This window comes from Pontibacter silvestris (assembly GCF_020907275.1).
In the GTDB taxonomy this organism is placed as follows: Bacteria; Bacteroidota; Bacteroidia; order Cytophagales; family Hymenobacteraceae; genus Pontibacter; species Pontibacter silvestris.
Map to the genome: position 1 here is coordinate 338247 of NZ_JAJJWI010000002.1, position 19536 is coordinate 357782.

Sequence of the window (19536 nt, forward strand, 5' to 3'; positions counted from 1 at the left end):
ATGTAAGTCTAAGTGCGTTTCTATGGGCTTAATTAGGTAATTTTACTGCAGTCTTACTAACATAATATAAAATACGATGTTCAGAGAAGAAGTTGAATTGTTTTTTAAGCAGTTTCAGGACGATCTTTGCCAGGCACTGGAGACTTGTGATGGTGGAGCTACATTTCAGGAAGATATATGGCAGCATGAGGGAGGTGGCGGTGGTCGCTCACGTGTTATAGAGGCAGGCGATGTGCTGGAGAAAGGCGGTGTTAATTTTTCTGCCGTAAATGGCCAGTTATCGCCACAGTTTCTAAAAATGCTGGAGATGCCTGCCCCTGATTATTTTGCCACTGGTGTTTCTGTTGTATTGCACCCGCACAGCCCCATGGTGCCTATCACGCACATGAACGTGCGCTATTTTGAGGCAGGTAACGGCAAAGCTTGGTTTGGTGGTGGCATTGACCTGACACCCATTTACCTTGACATGAAACAGGCAAAAGAATTTCATGAGCAAATGAAAGCTGCCTGCGATAAGCATCATCCCTCTTATTATCCCGAGTTTAAAAAATGGGCAGATGACTACTTCTTTAACGAACATCGTAACGAGACACGTGGTGTAGGCGGTATCTTCTTCGACAGGTTAATGGCTACTGAAGAAATTTCTATTGAGGCTCGCTTCGAATTTGTAAAAGACGTTGCCAGGGCTTTTGCTCCATTCTACACTTCTATAATGAATCAAAATCGTGATCTATCTTATGGCGAGCGGGAAAAGCAATGGCAAATGATCCGTAGGGGCCGCTATGTTGAATTTAACCTGGTTTATGACAGGGGAACTAAGTTCGGCCTTTTGACCAAAGGACGTATAGAGTCTATTCTGATGAGCCTGCCTACACATGCTTCCTGGGTCTATAACTTCACTCCGGAGCCGGAAAGCCCGGAAGAAAAAACACAGGCTTATCTGAAAAAGGATATTGATTGGTTAAATGTGCAATAATCTATGCTGGAGTCGCTAGAAAGGCTGGATCAGGAATTATTTGTATACCTGAACAGCCAGCACAGCCCTTTTTGGGATACCATTATGATTTACGCTTCAGATAAATATATCTGGATTCCATTTTACCTTTTGCTGATAGCCTATATTGTTTACCGCTACCGTAAGCAAAGCATACCTATGCTTTTGTTGGCTATAGCAGCTGTAGGCTTAGCAGATTTTATTGCTTCTGGTGTATTTAAACCTTTTTTTGCGCGGCTTCGCCCCTGCCACAACCCTGACTTATCTGCTATGGTTAATATTGTGCAAGGCTGTGGCGGGCAATTTGGTTTTATGTCTTCACATGCTTCTACTGGTTTCGCGCTGGCTGTTTTCTTTAACCTGATTCTTTCAGACCGCTACCTGTATTTTAAGATAGTGTTGGTAACCTGGGCGGTAATAGTCTCTTACAGCAGAATTTACCTGGGGGTACACTATCCAGGAGACACCATAGCCGGGGCACTGTTAGGAGCATTTCTGGCTTATTTGTGTTCCTTGGCTTATAAAATAGTTTTAAAAAAGAATTCCTCTTTTATTCAATGAGATTGTAGGTCCGTTCTTCTTTGAAATACTATTAAGTTCAGAAAATTAAAATTAAAACAGAGAGGCAGCTATTGTCATAGCTGCCTCTCTGTTTTAAAAGTTGTTGTAGAAACTTTCTAAGTTTCTACAACAACATCATTAACTGAAAACAAGTATAAAGTAAACTAAAAAATTGAGTCTAGTTTAACCATACAATAATTTTGCTTTTAGCGGACTCTTCCATATAAATAGATTCGAATTTATTATATTTCATAAATAATACTAAATGTAAAGTTCTCGCTTCAGCAGAGAAGCATCTTTACTACATTCACCCCAAGAGGCGGGGAACCAACCTAAATAAATCTAAAGCTTGCCTGCAAAGGTTAATAATCATATGACACTCATATAATTCTTTTATGGCTGAAAAGAAAAATTGTGATGCTAATTCTCCGAAAGGAAATAACTGTACGCATCACAGCGAAGAAAGACGTACATTTCTGAAGCAGTCATCCGCTATGATGGCTCTTGCTTTAACACCTCCCACCGTACTTAAAGCGGCTGACCTAGATGAGAAAGTGGCTGAAAAGTTTGAGAAAGTACCTGTTACACTTGAGATAAACGGAGTTAAGCAAAAGCTGTCGGTAGAACCAAGGGTAACAGTTCTGGACTTACTACGTGAGCAGTTAAACTTAACCGGCACAAAAAAAGGCTGTGATTATGGTCAATGTGGGGCCTGTACAGTACATATAGATGGCACTCGTGTAAACTCATGTTTAACTTTTGCTGTGATGCAGGATGGCAAAAAAATTACAACTATAGAGGGCCTTGCTGCTGGTGAAGAATTACACCCTATGCAGGAGGCATTTATCAAGCACGATGGTTTCCAGTGTGGCTATTGCACCCCAGGTCAGATTATGTCGGCTGTGGCTTGTATACGTGAAGGACATGCTAACTCTGAAGCAGAAATAAGAGAGTACATGAGTGGAAACATTTGCCGTTGCGGTGCATACCCTAACATTGTAAATGCAATCCTGGAAGTTAAAAACGGAGGACAAAAAGTATGAACCAGTTCCAGTATGCACGGCCAGCAAAACAAAAAGCGGCGATAGACCTGTTGGTAAAAGACCAGAATGCCATGTTTATTGCTGGTGGAACCAACCTGATTGATTTAATGAAGCGGGGTGTGATGACACCGGAAAAGCTGGTAGATATAAACAGGCTCCCCCTTAAAGGTATTGAGAAAGTTCAAGGCGGTGTTCGCGTTGGTGCCCTGGCATTGAACAGCGCTGTAGCTGAAGACAAAGTTATATTAGAGAAATTCCCTTTGCTTTCGCTGGCATTAAAGTCAGGAGCTTCTGCACAATTGCGCAATATGGCCACAGTGGGTGGTAACATGATGCAACGTACGCGCTGTTATTATTTCTATGACACGGCTTTGCCCTGCAATAAAAGAGAGCCAGGTACAGGCTGTGGTGCATTGGAGGGGTTTAACCGTATGCACGCAATTTTTGGCTTCAGCGATAAGTGTATTGCCGTGCATCCCAGTGATATGAGCGTGGCTCTGGTAACTTTAGATGCTACAGTATTAGTTACAGGACCTAAAGGAGAACGGCAGATTCCATTTATTGATTTTCATCGTTTGCCTGGCGATCATCCGGAAGTGGATACAAATCTGGCCCGAAATGAATTAATCCTTGCTGTGGATATTCCTGAATCGCCTTTTACCAAAAACGTGGAATACCTGAAAGTGCGGGAGCGTGCATCTTATGCCTTTGCGTTGGTATCTGTAGCGGCCGCTTTAGATATTGATCACAACACTATCAGAGATGCCCGTCTGGCTATGGGAGGCGTGGCTCATAAGCCCTGGCGCCTGTCCGAAGCTGAAAAAGCATTAGTGGGTAAACCTGTATCTGAGACAACTTTTGAACAAGCCGCTGAAATAGCTATGCGTGGAGCAAAAGCTTTTGAACATAATGCTTATAAGCTGAAGCTAGCTCCGAATTCCATTGTGCAGGCGCTGAAAACAGCGGCAGGGATAGCATAAATATTACGTATGAAAAAAGCAGTAAAGACGAAGGTTGAGATGGGTGATCCGCTAAACCGGGTCGAAGGTCTGCTGAAAGTTACAGGCGGAGCGAAATATGCCGCTGAGTACAACTTGCCAGATGAAACTCATGGTGTGTTAGTGACTAGTACAATAACAAAAGGGCGTATTAAAAGTATCAACACAAAGGCTGCTGAAAATGCCCCAGGTGTGTTGGCAGTTATAACACATGAAAATGCGCCCGATGTACCCGGTTATAATGCCTCTGTCGATAACGAGGGTTCAAGAGTTTATGGGCAGCAATTCAGGTTGTTTTTTGATGATAAAATTTATCATAATTATCAACCTGTAGCGTTGGCTATAGCCGATACCTTTGCCCGGGCTGATTATGCAGCCTCATTGGTAGAAGTGGAATATGAAGAAGAGTCGCATGTGACAGATATCAGAGATGATTTGAGCAAAGCTATTAAGCCAGAACATCATAACGATTATTCCCGTGGTCAGGCTGGAGCTTATAAAGCTGCTCCGGTTATTATAGAACAGGAGTATCAAACGCCAATACAGGTGCACAACCCTATGGAGCCACACGTCACAACTGCTGTTTGGGAGAGTGAAGATAAAGTAACGGTATATAATAAAACTCAGGCCACAAAAATATCACACAAAGAAATTGCTAAGTCCTTTGATTTAAAAGAAGAAAATGTACGGGCACATTCACCTTTTGTAGGTGGAGCCTTTGGGAGTTCATCAAGAGTCTGGCCGCAGGAAATGGCTGCTATTATGGGTGCTAAAGTTACCGGCAGGCCAGTGCAGGTGATGTTAAAGCGTGACCAGGTGTTCAATATGGTAGGATACAGACCTCGGTCTGTTCAGAAATTTTGCATTGGCTCAACAGCCGATGGCACCTTAACAGGTATAACACACAATGCCTATGGTACCACTTCGCAGTATGAGCAGTTTACAGAGCGCTTACTGGATCCTACTAAATCTATGTACAGCTGCCCTAACTTAGATACAACATACAGGCTTGTGCAACTCGACATGAGTACACCCTGCTGGACACGCGGCCCCGGCGAGACAAGTGGCTCTTTCCCTTTAGAATCTGCAGTGGATGAATTAGCTTACGCCCTGGGTATGGACCCACTGGCGCTAAGGCTGAAAAATTATGCAGAAAAAGATCCAGAGAATAACAAGCCCTGGTCAAGCAAATACCTGAATGAGTGCTATGAGCGGGGTGCAGAGCGTTTTGGGTGGAACAAACGGAACCCAGAACCTCGCTCAATGCGCGATGGCGACTGGCTGGTAGGTATGGGCATGGCATCTGGGATTTATAAAGCTGTCCGCGACAGAGCTATGGCCAGAGCAAAGTTGTTTCCTGATGGTTCACTTCTGGTACAAAGTGCCGTTGCTGATACAGGGCCGGGCTCTGCTACCATTTTCACTCAGATCGCAGCTGACGTAATGGGTACTGACATGGAAAAGACCCGCTTTGAATGGGGAGATTCGACCTTGCCCTATGCACCCGGTCAGTTTGGCTCCCATACGACTGCCTCTGTAGGTTCTGCCGTATATGATGTTTGTACCGCATTAAAGCAGCGGCTACAGCAGTTAGCTTCGGCAGCTGTACAACAGGCTGGCCCCGAAGATTTAGTGTTTGGAAATGGTCATATCCGGCTAAAACAGAGTTCCGTCAGCCTCAGGTATACTGATATTCTAAAGCAGCATAATCTGCCGGAGCTGGAGGTTATAAAAGAGTCTGACAGTAACCCTTCAATGAACAATTACTCAGGCAAGTCTTTCTGTGCCAACTTTGTGGAAGTGCGGGTACATTCATCAACTGGAGAAGTGCGGGTAAACAGAGTCATTTCTGTAGTGGATGCCGGCAAGATTATGAATCATAAAACAGCGCAAAGCCAAGTGTATGGTTCTGTTGTTTGGGGAATTGGTATTGCATTAATGGAAGAGGGAATCATTGACCACCGTTTTGGCCGACATATCAATAATGATCTGGCAAAGTATCATGTACCTGTTAGTGCGGATGTGCCGGCTATAGAGGTTATTCTTATTGATAAAGAAGATCCAGTTTTAGATCCTATGGGAGCTAAAGGAATGGGCGAAATACCTTTAATTGGATTTACTGCAGCTGTGGCTAATGCCGTGTATCATGCTACAGGAAAACGTATCAGGGAGCTTCCGATTACACCGGATAAACTAATTTAAGTTCTTTTAAATCATTCAAAATATTACATAAGCAGCTGGCATTGCATGAGCATTAATTATATTATGAAAGAGCAACTATTAAAAGATGGCGTTATCGGTGACCCGATGAACCGGGTGGATGGCCGGATGAAAGTAACAGGTAGAGCCAGGTATTCTGCTGAATTTGAGCTTCCAAACCTGGCTCATGCTGTGCTGGTAACAAGCACCATCGCTAAAGGGCGCATTAAAAGTTTGGAAACGAAAGTCGCAGAAAGGGCACCTGGTGTATTAGCTGTTATATCACATCTTAACTCCCCCAAGGTCCCTGGTTTTGCTCAGCATGACCATCCAGCAGAACCTCCTACAGGCGGGCAACCTCTTCGTGTTTTTTATAATGACAAAGTTTACTCCAACGGACAGCCTATTGCCCTGGTGGTGGCGGATACTTTTGAGCGTGCTCTTTATGCGTCGTCCCTGGTAAAGGCGCAGTATGAGCAGGAGAAGCACACAACAGATTTTGAGGCTAATAAAGAAAAAGCCTTCATTCCCTCACAGGCAAAAAATAACAAGAACTCTCACCTTGCTGATTATGTGCGGGGTGAAGAGGATGCTTATAAAACGGCAGATATCAAGATAGAAGCCGAGTACACACAACCCACAGAAGTACATAACCCAATGGAATTACAGGCTATTGTTGCCCATTGGGAAGCGGAAGATAAATTAACAGTTTATGACAAAACACAGGCTGTTAAAGGAACACAAAATGCATTTGCGAAAGACTGGAATATTCCTGTAGAGAACGTAAAGGTAATTGCCACTTTTGTGGGCGGTGCTTTCGGAAACGGGCTACACACCTGGCCTCATGAAACCGCTGCCATTATAGCGGCTAAAAAGGTAAACCGCCCGGTAAAACTGATGCTGACACGTGAGCAGATGTTCTTTATGGTTGGTTACCGGCCGCACACCTGGCAGAAGATTGGTATGAGTGCCACGGCTGACGGTAAACTAACGGCTATTACGCATGAGTCAATAGGTCAGACTTCTTCTTATGAGGAGTTTACGGAGTCTACTTTGCAGCAGAGCAAAATGATGTATGCCTGCCCTAATGTAACTACCCGCTATCGGATACTGGCACTGGATGTAAGCACACCCATATGGATGCGGGGACCTGGTGAAGCTACTGGTGCTTTTGCTCTGGAATCTGCTATGGATGAAATGGCTTATGCTCTGAACATAGACCCTATTGAGTTCAGGATGCTTAACCACACAGAAAGAGATCCGGAAAAGAATCTGCCTTGGTCTACAAAATATTTAAAAGAATGCATACAATTGGGCGCAGAGCGCATTGGCTGGGAGAAGCGTCAGCTAAAGCCGCGTTCTTTGAAATTTGGTGAGTGGCTGGTTGGCTATGGAATGGGCGTAGGAACTTTCGGGGCCAACTTTAGAATGGCAAGAGCAAGAGCACGTATGCTGGCAGATGGTTCCGTTATTATTCAGAGTGCCACTACCGATATTGGCCCTGGAACCGGCACTGCTATGGTGCAGATTGCTGCTGACGCTCTTGGTGTGCCTCCTGATAAGATTACATTTCAGTTAGGAAATTCTGCTTTCCCCCATTCTCCTTCCCAGGGTGGTTCTTCTACTGTTTCCAGTGTGGGTTCCGCTGTACATGCTGTGTGCATAGCCTTAAAAGAAAAGATTCAGCAGTTAGGTGGAACGGCTTTTAGCGCAGTCACTCCAGAGGACATCACGATTATTGGGGGGATGATTACTGTACCCAATGATGCTTCGGCTAAAGTGGCTTATGTGGATTTACTAAAGCAAAACAACCTACAGGAAATTGATGTTACAGCAGAAGCCAAACCAGATGATGAGCGGAAAAATTATTCTATGTATTCTTTTTCGGTTCATTTTGCAGAGGTACACGTTCACCCAGTAACAGGCGTAGTAAGAGTAAACAAAGTAGTGTCTTGTGCCGATGCAGGTACTATCGTAAATGAGAAGACAGCCGGAAACCAGATGATTGGCGGAGCAGTTGGCGGAATTGGTATGGCTTTAATGGAAGCGGCAGTTATTGATGACCGCTTCGGCCGTTATGTTACCAAAGATCTGGCAGAATATCATGTACCTGTGCATGCAGACATACCAAAGGTTGATGTCATTTTTGTAAATAAACCTGACCTACATGTAAACCCTATAGGCACCAAGGGTATCGGAGAAATAGCACTTATTGGTATGGCTCCGGCAATTGCCAATGCAGTTTTTAATGCTACTGGCAAACGAATTAGAGAACTCCCAATAACACCTGATAAGCTTATTTAATAGAATCAGCTTCAACCCCTCTCTGTTTCTTAAAAAACAAATAAACAGAGAGGGGCCTTTCTGTGCTACCTTTTACCTAGCAGGCGTGCCACATATTTGCCTACTATATCAAACTCTAAGTTAACAGTATCACCTGGCTTTACATGCTGTAGGTTCGTATGCTCGTAAGTATATGGTATTATGGCTACAGAAAACTTGTCTTCTTTAGAATTCACTACAGTTAGGCTGATGCCGTTTATGCAAATAGAGCCTTTCTCAACAGTAACATTGCCCAGGCTGGCATTATAGCTGAAGGTAAAAATCCAACTGCCATTTTCGTCCAGCACTTCTTCACATTTACCTGTCTGATCCACATGTCCCTGTACAATATGCCCATCGAAGCGGCCGTTTGCCTGCATACAACGCTCCATGTTAACAATGTCACCTACATTGAGGCTGTTCAGATTCGTTTTCTTCAGAGTCTCGTCAATTGCTGTAACGGTAAAGGTATCATCAGCATTTAAAGCTACCACCGTAAGGCACACACCATTATGGGCGATACTCTGGTCTATTTGTAAATCCTGCGTGAATGGACAAGCTATGGTAAAATGTTTATTGGTGCCTTCTTCTTTGATATTGGTAACATGACCTAAGGTTTCAATAATACCTGTAAACATAATTTTCTTTATTTGGTGTAGTAGGTTTACTGCATGTTAGCTATAACAGTTTTTGAACAGTTAGTTAGCTACGGACATACCTGTTTTACTCAAAATTAATATGTTTTTGCGATTTACTCTTCATGCAAAACGACTCTTCATAAAGCTAATTTAAAAAAGACTTACGCAGATTAAGCTGTAGTTTATTATTTTCGCATACTCCAACATCTAAGGCTCTGCTATTTTCCGTATTTTAACAGTAGAGATTCAATATTTAAATCATCAAATTAATGCAAACCGATTCGTACAGACACAAAGGCATGCGCCGGACATTGGTAAATCAATTAAGGGAAAAAGGAATCCGCGATGCGCGCGTTCTGGCTGCTATAGAAGCTGTACCAAGGCATTTCTTTTTCGAAAAAGCCTTTCTGGAGCAGGCTTACCAGGATAAGGCTTTCCCTATCGGTGAGGGTCAGACTATTTCGCAGCCTTATACCGTTGCTTTTCAGACAGAGCTACTCAACCTGAAGCCAACTGATAAAGTGCTGGAAATTGGTACTGGCTCCGGTTACCAGTGTACTGTACTGCTCCAACTGACTCCTTACGTATATACCATAGAGTATAAGCGGGCTCTCTATGAGAAAGCCACCATGTTCTTTAAAAAATATGGCCTTAAACCCTTTACTTTTCATGGAGATGGTTCACAAGGCTTACCGCAGCATGCACCTTATGATAAAATTATAGTTACCGCCGGGGCACCTGGTGTTCCCAAGAGCCTGGTGAGACAATTATCAGTTGGAGGGGCATTGGTGATACCAGTAGGTGATGAAAAAACTCAAAAAATGATGCGTATTACTCGTGTTGAAGAAAATGAGTTTACAAAAGAAGAATTTTCTGCTTTCAAGTTTGTGCCTCTTTTAGGTAAGTCTGGCTGGGAATCTGAGATGTAACTTTTGTGTTGGTTTTATCATCTTTTAGATAGGCTATTAAGCTACATCTTGTTTTTTAGCATAATTTTAAAGGTAAGAAAAAATATTGCTGAATTTTTACTAACAATTAATAGTTAAAATTCTTGTAAATTTTTTGGTTTAAGCGTTTAAGCTTATCTTTGTAACTGGTATAATTGCATGATACGAATGCGTAAACAGAAAAAAGTAAAAGACTCCTACGTTATAATGACCGAGTTGGTATTGCCTAACGATACCAATACCTTACATAATCTAATGGGTGGCCGCTTGCTCCACTGGATGGATATTGTTTCGGCGATTGCTGCCCAAAAGCACTCAAACAGAATAGTAGTAACAGCCTCTGTAGATAATGTTTCTTTTTCGGAAAGCATTAAACTAGGTAATGTGGTAACGCTGGAAGCAAATGTTACACGTGCTTTTAACTCTTCTATGGAGGTGCATATTGTAGTAAATGCAGAGGATATTCCAAGTGGCAAGAGGTTTAAATCTAATGAGGCTTATTTTACTTTTGTTGCTGTTGATCAGTTAGGTAACCCCATTGATGTACCTGAATCAATACCAGAAACCGAGGAGGAAATACACCATTATGAACGTGCTTTGCAAAGGCGGCAGCTTCGCCTAGTTTTAGCTGGCAGAATGAAGCTTAGCGATGCACCGGAACTGATGACAATATTTGATATCAAAGAAAGTAAAGAATAGCTTTTGTATTAATGGTGATGGCGGCTTTGAAGGCAGATAACATTAACAGCGAGTTTCTAAAAACTTTCCTTCCGGAAACAGTTTACTTACTGCCTGAAGATAACTTTACTTCAGAAGAGACTGCTGCTGTGCCCGAACATTTCCATGGAGGCATTTCTGACCAGCAAACTGGTTCACCTGAGCAATTAGCTGCATCAGTTTCAGAAAAGCCTTCTGAGTTACCCAAAAAGAATGCTACTGAGACAAAACGTTTTAATGTAATTGGTGAGAATCTTAAAGGTGTCGTGGTCCTCGTTACTTTGCCTGAGCATGAGTTTCAGAACCTTCCTAAACTAGAGTTTTTACAGAAGATTTTACATGCTATAGGGCTTCAAAGACAGGATGTAGCTTATGTTAACAATCTGACAGGTAAAACTGCTCAGTTTGAAGAGTTAAAGCAACTACTACCAATAAACTACATCATCAGCTTTGCCAGTCGTGTTGATACTGATTTGCCGCATGATAAGTTTACACTTTATAACCCTGTAGCAATAGCACAGGTTCCGGTGGTATTTTCCCAGTCTCTTGCTATTTTAGAACATGATACAGAGCACAAGAAAATGCTTTGGGGGGCACTGAAAAAAGTGTTTTTATAAGAGAGGGTATTCTATAATGTAAAAGCAAAAGCCTTTCCATTATAGAAAGGCTTTTGCTTTTAAGCTGATGAGCACTACTTCTTTAATCAAGTAAGGAGGCTAGCTTTGCTTCTAAGTCCTCTCCTCTTAAACCTTTGGCAATAATCTTTCCTTCTTTGTCTAATAAAACAGTTTGAGGTATAGCAGTCACATTATATTTTAATGCGGCACTATTTTCCCAGCCTTTCAGGTCAGAAACATGTACCCATTTCAGGTTATCGTCAGCAATGGCTTTTACCCATCTGTCTTTAGACTGGTCTAATGAAACACCGTAAATTTCAAATCCTTTATCTTTATACTTATCGTACATTTTTACAACATTCGGATTTTCCTTGCGACAAGGTCCACACCAGGAAGCCCAGAAGTCTACCAGTACATACTTTCCACGTAAAGAAGAAAGATTCTTGGTTTCGCCCTCCGGAGTTGTCAAGGAAATATCAGGTGCCTGCTGACCGATGGCGGTATTCCGATAATCTTTCAACCGATCGTTCACCATAGCCGTGTATTTTGAGTTTGGCAGCTTATCGTTATAAAGCGTTGCCATGCTATCTGCAAAAGCAAAATCATTAACAGGGTCAACTAAGGTAGCTGTACCAAAAGCTGAAACAACAGAACCCGGGTGCTGTGCCAGAAAATTCTTTACCTGCTTTTGCACTACCTGGTACTGATCTTTCAATGCCTCAGCAGAATCAGTTTTGCCAGCATCAATATATTGCGTATACTGTTGTGCTAACTCCTGCTGCTTTAGCTGTGTTTCATTTACCAGTTTATTAAGCTGCTGAAAAAGCTCTGAATCTTCGGATCCCTGAATTTTGGCAGTTCCATTAATGTCTTTGGCATCCGCTTCAATATTAACCTGTCCTTTATTTAATACCAGCATTAGTCCGTTTTGCTGGTCAACAGTAATGCGATACAAAGTCGGCTCAGACACTTCTCCGGAAAACTTAAAAGAACCGTCTTCCCCTACTTCAGCTGTATCGCGTGCTATAAACTGTTGGTCACCAAGCTCAAATAAATAAACCTGGCCAGATGAAGCATTATTCAACTTTCCTTCCAGCACATAACTGTCAGCACCCTCGGATGCCGATTTGTTGCTCTGGCAACCGCCTACTAGTAAGACAGCTAATACCAAAGGAACATATTTCTTTAAACTCATAAGTAACTTTTAAGCGTTAAGGCTATCACGAAGCAATTTAATACCAAAGGAACATATTTCTTTAAACTCATAAGTAACTTTTAAGCGTTAAGGCTATCACGAAGCAATTTAATACCAAAGGAACATATTTCTTTAAACTCATAAGTAACTTTTAAGCGTTAAGGCTATCACGAAGCAATTTGTTAGCCACCTTAGGATCGGCCTTCCCTTTGGTTTTCTTCATGATTTCACCCATAAACATACCTATCAGTGACTGCTTTCCAGCTTTGTATTCAGCCACTTTAGCAGGATTTTCCTCTACTACTGACTGCACAATCTGTGCCAGTTCATCAGAATTAGACTCTTGCAGAAGATTTTGTTCTTCTGCAACCTGAAGTGCAGTTTTTTCAGGATGTTCTAAAAAGAATGGGAACAATTGCTTTGTAGCTACAGAATGGTTTACTTTATTCTCATCTATCAAAGCAATAATTTGTGCGATCTGCTCCGGTGCAAGCGGGAAGTCTCTCACGTGTAGCTGAAGTTCGTTCAGGTGAGACTTTACAGACCCCATCATCCAGTTGGAGGCAGCTTTATAGTTTTTGGTATGCTTACAAAGTTCTTCAAAGTAAAGTGCTATCTCTTTGGCATCAGTCAAAACAGCTGCATCGTATTCTGGCAAGCTATACTCGTTAACAAAGCGGTTATACAACTCTTGCGGAAGGCTAGGCATACTAACTTTAATTTCATCCAACCAATCCTGCTCAATAACCAAGGGCGGAAGATCAGGCTCAGGAAAGTAACGGTAGTCATTCATATTTTCTTTTGAACGCTGGCCATTTGTAGTGCCGGTATTTGCATCAAATCCACGGGTTTCGCCGTCAACGGTGCCGCCATTCTCCAGTATCATAATCTGGCGTTCAATTTCATGCTCAATGGCACGCTGAACATTACGGAAGGAGTTCATGTTTTTAACCTCTACCTTCGTGCCGAATTCTTTAGCATCTTTCAGCATAACTGAAATATTTGCATCGCAGCGTAAAGAACCTTCTTCCATATTGCCATCGCAGATTTCCAGGTAACGAACTAAACGGCGAATCTCTACCAGGTAATTATAGGCTTCAGTAGAGTCTCGAATATCTGGCTCAGAAACAATTTCTATGAGCGGAACGCCTGCACGGTTAAAATCTACCAAAGTCTCAATTTCACCAGGCAAGTGCATTGATTTACCAGCGTCTTCCTCCATATGAATTCGCGTAATACCGATACGACTGTCTGTATCTTGCGCATTTTTTACAACTAAGTGCCCACCTACACAAACCGGGGTTTTATCCTGAGTCAGCTGGTACCCTTTCGGAAGGTCAGGATAGAAGTAGTTTTTTCGGGCATATACGTTATAACGTGTAATGTCGCAATTGGTAGCCAGACCCATTTTCACGGCCATCTCCACCACTCTCTTGTTTATTTTAGGCAGTGTACCAGGGTGAGCCAGCGTTATAGTACTCAGGTTTGTATTAGGCAACATGCCATACTCTGTTGAATCAGAAGAATATGCTTTGCTGGATGTTAACAGCTGGCAGTGAACTTCTAAACCTATAACTGGCTGGTATTTATCTCTTATTGCTTGATCCATCTGTTTAAGTACAGATTATTGATTTAATGATTTCTTTACTAACTCTAAAGCTTTTGCTGAAACTGAAGCAAGGCCTGCTGTGTCTTTACCTCCTGCTGTAGCATAAAATGGCTGTCCACCGCCGCCACCTTTAATTTCTTTGGCAAGTTCACGCACCAGCTGGCTGGCATTCAGGTTCTTATCTGATACTATACTGTCAGAAAGCATAACGGCAATCTGTGGCTTACCATCAATTTCGGATGCTAACACTAAAACAAGGTTATCTACGGCCTGTCGTAAGTCGAAAGCAAGCTTTTTAAGGTAGTCAGAAGAACTTACTTCAACTTTTTCAGCTACAAAATTTACATCATTCAAGGACTGTGCTTTTTGCGCCAGGCTTTCTTTTAGACTACTTAGTTGCTTCAGTTCAAACTGCTCTAATTGCTTCTGCAGGGCTTTATTATCTTCCTGCAGTTTATGAACAGCTCCGGATATATTGTTTTGTGTTGCCAGTATCTCCCGTACAGCATTTAATTCATTCAGTTGCTGCTGCACAAAATCTTCTGCAGCGGTTGCTGTAACAGCCTCAATGCGACGTACACCAGCCGCTACAGAACTTTCAGAAACAATTTTAAAATAACCAATCTGCCCTGTATTGTAGACGTGGGTACCACCGCAAAGCTCTACAGAATGTTCCCTGCCAAAAGTAATTACACGAACAAACTCTCCGTATTTTTCACCGAATAAAGCCATTGCACCCATGCCTTTTGCTTCATCAACAGGCACATTACGCTGCTCATCTAAAGGAATACTTTCACGTATTCGCTCATTTACTATTCGTTCTATTTCACGCAACTGAGCATCTTCTACCTTGGCAAAGTGAGAAAAGTCAAAGCGGAGCACTCTTTCGTTCACCAATGACCCGCGCTGTTGCACGTGGTCACCTAAAACTTTTCTTAATGCGGCATGTAATAAGTGGGTAGCTGAATGATTCTTACGAATAAGATTACGACGTGCCGCATCAATTTCACTTCTAAATGAAGCCTCTGTATTTTGAGGCAGCTTAGCTGTGATGTGCAGAATAAGGTCATTTTCTTTTCTGGTGTCCAGCACCTCCACCTGCTCCGAATCTGAGATCAGGTATCCTTGATCTCCTACCTGGCCACCACTTTCAGCATAAAAAGGTGTTTTGTCTAAAACAATATGATACTCGCTCTTATTTTTTGTTTTTACCTGGCGATAACGCACAATGTGTGAATCAGACGTATCACAATCATACCCAATAAACTCAGTGGTTACATCAGACTGCAGCACTACCCAATCACTTTGCTCGGTGGTAGAGGCATTGCGGGAGCGGTTTTTCTGCTGTTCCATTTCTACATCAAAGCCAGCTTCATCAACTGTCAGGCCTTTTTCACGGGCAATCAAAGCAGTTAAGTCCAGCGGAAAGCCAAAGGTGTCGTATAGTTCAAAGGCTGTCTTGCCGTCTATTGTACTATTGTTTTCTTTGAACTTGTCTTCTAAAGCATCCAAGCGCTTCAGGCCATTATCCAGCGTACGTAGGAAAGCATTTTCCTCTTCCTCTATAACGCGTTGTACAAAGCTTAACTGTTGCTTCAGCTCTGGGAAAACATGTGCCATCTGGTTGGCCAATACTTCTGATAAGCGGTACAGGAACGGCTTTTTAAAGTTAAGGAATGTAAAGCCATAACGCACTGCGCGGCGCAAAATGCGGCGAATCACATAACCCGCTTTATTGTTAGAAGGCAACTGTCCATCCGCAATAGCAAAAGCAATGGCCCTTATATGATCAGACATAACACGAATGGCAATGTCTGTTTTTTCATCATCGCCATACTTTACACCAGCCTCCTGTGCCACAAACTGGATAAGCGGCTGGAAAGCATCGGTATCGTAGTTAGACTGCTTGCCTTGTATCGCCATGCACAAACGCTCAAAGCCCATACCTGTATCTACATGCTGTGCAGGCAGTTTTACAAGTGAGCCATCGGCCAGGCGGTTGAACTCCATGAACACGTTATTCCATATCTCCACCACCTGAGGATGGTCGTTATTGACAAGATCTTTGCCATCTACTTTGGCACGCTCTTCCTCAGGACGCAAGTCAATATGGATCTCTGAACATGGGCCGCATGGGCCAGTGTCGCCCATTTCCCAAAAGTTGTCTTTTTTGGACCCGAATAAAATCCGTTCCTCTGAAATCATGGTTTTCCAGATATCAAAAGCATCCTGGTCTTTTACCAGGTTGTCCTTTTCATCGCCTTCAAAAACAGACACGTATAACCTGTCTTTTGGCAGCTGGTATACTTCAGTAAGTAGCTCCCAGGCCCACTCCAGTGCTTCCTTTTTAAAATAATCTCCGAACGACCAATTTCCCAGCATTTCGAACATGGTATGGTGGTAGGTATCATAACCTACTTCCTCCAGGTCGTTATGCTTGCCAGATACGCGAAGACATTTCTGAGTATCCACGGCACGCTTGTAAGGTGCTGGTTTGTTACCCAGGAAATAATCTTTAAACTGATTCATGCCTGCGTTGGTAAACATCAACGTAGGGTCGTCTTTCACCACAATAGGGGCCGATGGCACTACCTGGTGCTGTTTGGAAGCAAAGAAGTCTAGAAACTTCTGTCTAATCTCAGCTGAGTTCATGTATGAGTATTAAGCCTTTAGCTACTAAATGCTATACTTGTTGTTTAAGAACAAAAAATATCTAATTTTTGCCTCACAGAAACCTGCTTTTCGGCAGCCTTTACTTTGAAGCATTCATGGCAAAAGTAGCATATTTTGGCCTGAATGTGTAGTAAATGAACGAAAATAACTCCTGTTTCTGCCACTTATTAAGAATTTTATTATGCCATATAAAGAGAAAGAAATAGAAAAACAGTACTATACTATTGGTGAAGTAGCGGCTATGTTTGATGTCGCTCCGTCTCTTATCCGATTTTGGGAGACGGAATTTGAACACCTTAAACCTAAAAAGAGCAAGAAAGGTAACCGCCAGTTTACTCCAAAAGATATCGAGAATCTCCGTACGGTGTATCACCTGGTAAAAGAGCGTGGCTATACCATACAAGGTGCTAAAGAGGTTTTAAAAAATAAACCTATCCAGACAAAAGATAAGGTAGAGATTATTCAGTCTCTTGAAAAGATAAAGTCTTTCCTGATAGGTATTAAAGACCAACTAAACACCAAAAGCTAAGGTGCGTACTGTTGTAAAACATGGTAGACCAACAGAATCTGTACAAAGTAGCGCTCACGCTTTTACCCAATACAGGAGCTATAACTATTAGGCATTTAATAAGTTATTGCGGATCAGCTAAAGATGTTTTAGAGGCTCCAAAAGGTAAATTAATGAAGATACCAGGCATTGGTGAGAAAACAGCCGCTGGTATATTGGGAGCTTCATCCGAAGCATTACGTCAGGCTGAGCATCTATTAAAGTTAGCTGAAGAGCAACATGTACGCATGCTTTTCTTTACTGATGCAGATTATCCAAGCAGGCTTAAAACCATAGCTGATGCTCCTGTATTACTCTATCTGCAAGGCAATGCGAACCTGAATGCGCGGCGCAGCATCAGCATTGTTGGCACTCGTAATGCAACAGACTATGGAAGGCTTGTAACGGAGCGAATTGTAGACGAACTGAAGCCTTATGGAGCAACTGTAGTGAGCGGTTTAGCCTATGGTATTGATATTTTTGCTCATCGGGCTGCCCTACAGGCAGGTTTGCAAACCGTAGGTGTAATGGCAAGTGGGCCAGATATTATATATCCGGCTGCTCACCGGAAATATGCAGAGCGGATGCTGACGCAGGGAGGTTTGCTAACAGAAAACCGCTTCGGTACTAAACCAGATGCTCCCCGTTTTCCGGCTCGAAACCGCATAATTGCCGGTCTGGCTGACTGCACTATTGTTGTAGAGGGTGCTATAAAAGGTGGGGCACTCATCACGGCTGATATTGCTCATGGATATGATCGTGAGGTGATGGCAGTGCCTGGTAATATCACTTCTGCGGTTTCTGAAGGGACAAACTACCTGATTAAGTCTCTCAAAGCAGTACCTTACACTTCAGTTCAGGATTTGGTAGAACTGTTGAACTGGGATCTGCAGGATAAAGCAGCTGCTGTTCCATCTGCCTCTCCCATATTTGATTCTTCAGAATTTAATGCTGAAGAGCTAAAAATACTGCAGTTACTTCAACAATCTCAGGAAGAACTAATGGATAATCTGAGCTGGAAAACTCAAATTCCGATAAGCCAGCTTTCATCTGTTCTGCTGGGCTTGGAGTTCAAAGGCATGGTAAGGCAAATGCCGGGCAAAAGGTTTATGTTGGTCCGCTAGCTTCTGTTTCTTCTTTACGTTTCATTCATAATTACTTGCAAAAGAATTTGATCCTGCTTTACAACGGCCAGCTGGTACATGAGGAAGAGTTACTTTTCCCTTTAAGTAATAGAGCCTTTCAGTACAATGATGGGTTCTTTGAAACAGTAATCATTCAAAATGGAATACTGCGTTTCTGGCAAGACCATAAAGAGCGCATACAGGAAGCAGCAAAGGCACTTAAGCTCCAACTACCACAGCAAATATTAGCTCCTGCCTTTGAAGATGAGCTTTTAAAACTGGCTGGCCTAAACGCAGCCACAGCATATGGGCGGCTTAAACTAAAGGTTTGGCGAAGCGGCGCAGGCCTCTATACTCCAGTATCTAATGCAGTAGAATGGTTGGTTACAGTACAGCCTGCTACACCTCCTGATATAAAATCGATAGCTGTTAGTGTATGCCAAAACGTACGCACTATCCATTCTCCTCTCTCTCATTTCAAAGGACCTAATGCTTTACTGTATGTCTTAGCAGGCCTGGAGAAAAAAGAACAGCAACAAGACGACATGCTATTGCTTAGCCGCCAGCTTTACGTTTCTGAACTTGTTTCGTCTAATATCTTCTGGGTTAAGAATGACAGATTTTATACTCCTGCCCTTGATACAGGCTGTGTAAATGGAATTATGCGGCGGAATATATTACGCTTTTGTGCATCAGAAAAGATAAAGATAGATCAGGTCAATTATCAGGTAGAGCAGCTGTATGAAGCAGACGCTGTATTTTCCGCTAATGTAACAGGCATCAAGACTATAAGCCACCTTCAAAGCAAAGAGATATATAATAAAAACAAGCTTTTAGATCATCTTACATCTGTTTTATCCTGATCCACATTAGCATTAGCAACTAGTGCTGCAGCAGTGGAATTTTAAAAAGCTTTAAGGCTTTTATATTCATATACTTTTAACTTACATTAGTATGTGGTGCTGAAGATAGTTCTTTCATACGATGTAAATTCAGCTATTACAACAATTCGTTTTGTTGTTACAGCATAGCTGTCTGAAAGGATTTAACTAGGCTGTGTTGACAATTAGAGCAGCAGTGTCATAGCTGCAGCCAGATGCAGGAAGGCTAGAAAGCTAGAGGCAGTCTTGTCGTATCGTGTGGCGATGCGGCGGTAGTGCTTGATACGGTTGAAGAAGCGCTCTATCTTATTTTGGTCCTTGTAGAGGTTCTCGTCAATGAGGCGGGGCTGCTTTGCGTTAGAACGTGAAGGAACCACTACCTCAGCGCCCAACTCAGCGATGACTCGGGCAAAAGAGCTGCTGTCATAGCCCTTGTCAGCCACCACTGGAATTGCAATGTTTTACTGGAGA

At 42.6% G+C, this 19536-nt stretch carries 17 protein-coding genes; 12 read left to right on the forward strand and 5 right to left on the reverse strand.

The features are described from left to right. Positions 1-76: 76 nt before the first annotated feature. The 6 genes from hemF to LN995_RS03165 all read left to right on the forward strand — a co-directional run bounded on the left by hemF (position 77) and on the right by LN995_RS03165 (position 8099). Positions 77-976 (forward strand): oxygen-dependent coproporphyrinogen oxidase, encoded by a 900-nt coding sequence (hemF, locus tag LN995_RS03140; RefSeq protein ID WP_229958277.1) that lies wholly within the window; start codon positions 77-79, stop codon positions 974-976. 3 nt (positions 977-979) lie between these two features. Continuing rightward, entirely contained in the window at positions 980-1555 is a 576-nt protein-coding gene (locus tag LN995_RS03145; protein ID WP_229958279.1) for a phosphatase PAP2 family protein, read from the forward strand. A gap of 395 nt (positions 1556-1950) precedes the next feature. Continuing rightward, positions 1951-2598, forward strand: a complete 648-nt coding sequence (locus LN995_RS03150; protein WP_377469856.1) for a (2Fe-2S)-binding protein — start codon at positions 1951-1953, stop codon at positions 2596-2598. Continuing rightward, the gene (locus LN995_RS03155; protein WP_229958281.1) at positions 2595-3578 is read left to right on the forward strand and encodes an FAD binding domain-containing protein; all 984 of its coding nucleotides are present in this window, start codon (positions 2595-2597) and stop codon (positions 3576-3578) included. The genes LN995_RS03150 and LN995_RS03155 overlap by 4 nt, the downstream gene beginning before the upstream one ends. A gap of 9 nt (positions 3579-3587) precedes the next feature. Then, positions 3588-5798 (forward strand): xanthine dehydrogenase family protein molybdopterin-binding subunit, encoded by a 2211-nt coding sequence (locus LN995_RS03160; protein ID WP_229958283.1) that lies wholly within the window; start codon positions 3588-3590, stop codon positions 5796-5798. Positions 5799-5843: 45 nt separating this feature from the next. Beyond that, entirely contained in the window at positions 5844-8099 is a 2256-nt protein-coding gene (locus tag LN995_RS03165; protein ID WP_229958285.1) for a xanthine dehydrogenase family protein molybdopterin-binding subunit, read from the forward strand. 65 nt (positions 8100-8164) lie between these two features. Here the strand turns inward: LN995_RS03165 and LN995_RS03170 are convergent, their stop codons facing one another. Further along, a complete protein-coding gene (locus tag LN995_RS03170; RefSeq protein WP_229958287.1) occupies positions 8165-8755 on the reverse strand; it encodes a riboflavin synthase in 591 nt (196 codons plus the stop codon). 269 nt (positions 8756-9024) lie between these two features. Between LN995_RS03170 and LN995_RS03175 the strand changes: the two genes are divergently transcribed. From LN995_RS03175 to LN995_RS03185, 3 genes are all read left to right on the forward strand, one after another. Beyond that, the gene (locus LN995_RS03175; RefSeq protein ID WP_229958289.1) at positions 9025-9684 is read left to right on the forward strand and encodes a protein-L-isoaspartate(D-aspartate) O-methyltransferase; all 660 of its coding nucleotides are present in this window, start codon (positions 9025-9027) and stop codon (positions 9682-9684) included. 186 nt (positions 9685-9870) lie between these two features. Continuing rightward, positions 9871-10401, forward strand: coding sequence for an acyl-CoA thioesterase (locus LN995_RS03180; RefSeq protein WP_229958315.1), 531 nt, complete (start codon positions 9871-9873; stop codon positions 10399-10401). 17 nt (positions 10402-10418) lie between these two features. Beyond that, a complete protein-coding gene (locus tag LN995_RS03185) occupies positions 10419-11036 on the forward strand; it encodes a hypothetical protein (RefSeq protein ID WP_229958291.1) in 618 nt (205 codons plus the stop codon). Between the two features lie 82 nt (positions 11037-11118). Here LN995_RS03185 and LN995_RS03190 read toward each other — a convergent pair whose 3' ends face one another. The 3 genes from LN995_RS03190 to alaS all read right to left on the reverse strand — a co-directional run bounded on the left by LN995_RS03190 (position 11119) and on the right by alaS (position 16492). Beyond that, entirely contained in the window at positions 11119-12231 is a 1113-nt protein-coding gene (locus LN995_RS03190) for a TlpA disulfide reductase family protein (RefSeq protein ID WP_229958293.1), read from the reverse strand. A 151-nt stretch (positions 12232-12382) separates the two neighbouring features. Beyond that, on the reverse strand, positions 12383-13840 hold the full coding sequence (gatB, locus tag LN995_RS03195; RefSeq protein ID WP_229958295.1) for an Asp-tRNA(Asn)/Glu-tRNA(Gln) amidotransferase subunit GatB: 1458 nt from the start codon (positions 13838-13840) through the stop codon (positions 12383-12385). Positions 13841-13855: 15 nt separating this feature from the next. Continuing rightward, positions 13856-16492: an alanine--tRNA ligase gene (alaS, locus tag LN995_RS03200; RefSeq protein ID WP_229958297.1), complete on the reverse strand. Its 2637-nt coding sequence runs from the start codon at positions 16490-16492 to the stop codon at positions 13856-13858. A 202-nt stretch (positions 16493-16694) separates the two neighbouring features. On the opposite strand from alaS, the gene LN995_RS03205 reads away from it, so the two are divergent. From LN995_RS03205 to LN995_RS03215, 3 genes are read left to right on the forward strand one after another with little or no spacing between them, the layout of a single operon-like run. Then, on the forward strand, positions 16695-17042 hold the full coding sequence (locus tag LN995_RS03205; RefSeq protein ID WP_229958299.1) for a MerR family transcriptional regulator: 348 nt from the start codon (positions 16695-16697) through the stop codon (positions 17040-17042). Between the two features lie 20 nt (positions 17043-17062). Next, positions 17063-18184, forward strand: coding sequence for a DNA-processing protein DprA (gene dprA, locus LN995_RS03210; RefSeq protein WP_229958301.1), 1122 nt, complete (start codon positions 17063-17065; stop codon positions 18182-18184). 47 nt (positions 18185-18231) lie between these two features. Then, complete coding sequence (locus LN995_RS03215) at positions 18232-19047, forward strand: aminotransferase class IV (protein ID WP_229958303.1); 816 nt, start codon at positions 18232-18234, stop codon at positions 19045-19047. Positions 19048-19250: 203 nt separating this feature from the next. Here the strand turns inward: LN995_RS03215 and LN995_RS03220 are convergent, their stop codons facing one another. Then, positions 19251-19511 carry a transposase gene (locus tag LN995_RS03220; protein ID WP_317206922.1) on the reverse strand — a complete coding sequence of 87 codons (261 nt, stop codon included), beginning with the start codon at positions 19509-19511 and terminating at the stop codon, positions 19251-19253. Between the last annotated feature and the right edge of the window lie 25 nt (positions 19512-19536).

Excerpts from the sequence above, each read along its gene's own strand:
- hemF (WP_229958277.1), top strand. The coding sequence starts at position 77 with ATGTTCAGAGAAGAAGTTGAATTGTTTTTTAAGCAGTTTCAGGACGAT.
- LN995_RS03145 (WP_229958279.1), top strand. The coding sequence starts at position 980 with ATGCTGGAGTCGCTAGAAAGGCTGGATCAGGAATTATTTGTATACCTG.
- LN995_RS03150 (WP_377469856.1), top strand. The coding sequence starts at position 1,951 with ATGGCTGAAAAGAAAAATTGTGATGCTAATTCTCCGAAAGGAAATAAC.
- LN995_RS03155 (WP_229958281.1), top strand. The coding sequence starts at position 2,595 with ATGAACCAGTTCCAGTATGCACGGCCAGCAAAACAAAAAGCGGCGATA.
- LN995_RS03160 (WP_229958283.1), top strand. The coding sequence starts at position 3,588 with ATGAAAAAAGCAGTAAAGACGAAGGTTGAGATGGGTGATCCGCTAAAC.
- LN995_RS03165 (WP_229958285.1), top strand. The coding sequence starts at position 5,844 with ATGAGCATTAATTATATTATGAAAGAGCAACTATTAAAAGATGGCGTT.
- LN995_RS03170 (WP_229958287.1), bottom strand. The coding sequence starts at position 8,755 with ATGTTTACAGGTATTATTGAAACCTTAGGTCATGTTACCAATATCAAA.
- LN995_RS03175 (WP_229958289.1), top strand. The coding sequence starts at position 9,025 with ATGCAAACCGATTCGTACAGACACAAAGGCATGCGCCGGACATTGGTA.
- LN995_RS03180 (WP_229958315.1), top strand. The coding sequence starts at position 9,871 with ATGCGTAAACAGAAAAAAGTAAAAGACTCCTACGTTATAATGACCGAG.
- LN995_RS03185 (WP_229958291.1), top strand. The coding sequence starts at position 10,419 with ATGGCGGCTTTGAAGGCAGATAACATTAACAGCGAGTTTCTAAAAACT.
- LN995_RS03190 (WP_229958293.1), bottom strand. The coding sequence starts at position 12,231 with ATGAGTTTAAAGAAATATGTTCCTTTGGTATTAGCTGTCTTACTAGTA.
- gatB (WP_229958295.1), bottom strand. The coding sequence starts at position 13,840 with ATGGATCAAGCAATAAGAGATAAATACCAGCCAGTTATAGGTTTAGAA.
- alaS (WP_229958297.1), bottom strand. The coding sequence starts at position 16,492 with ATGAACTCAGCTGAGATTAGACAGAAGTTTCTAGACTTCTTTGCTTCC.
- LN995_RS03205 (WP_229958299.1), top strand. The coding sequence starts at position 16,695 with ATGCCATATAAAGAGAAAGAAATAGAAAAACAGTACTATACTATTGGT.
- dprA (WP_229958301.1), top strand. The coding sequence starts at position 17,063 with ATGGTAGACCAACAGAATCTGTACAAAGTAGCGCTCACGCTTTTACCC.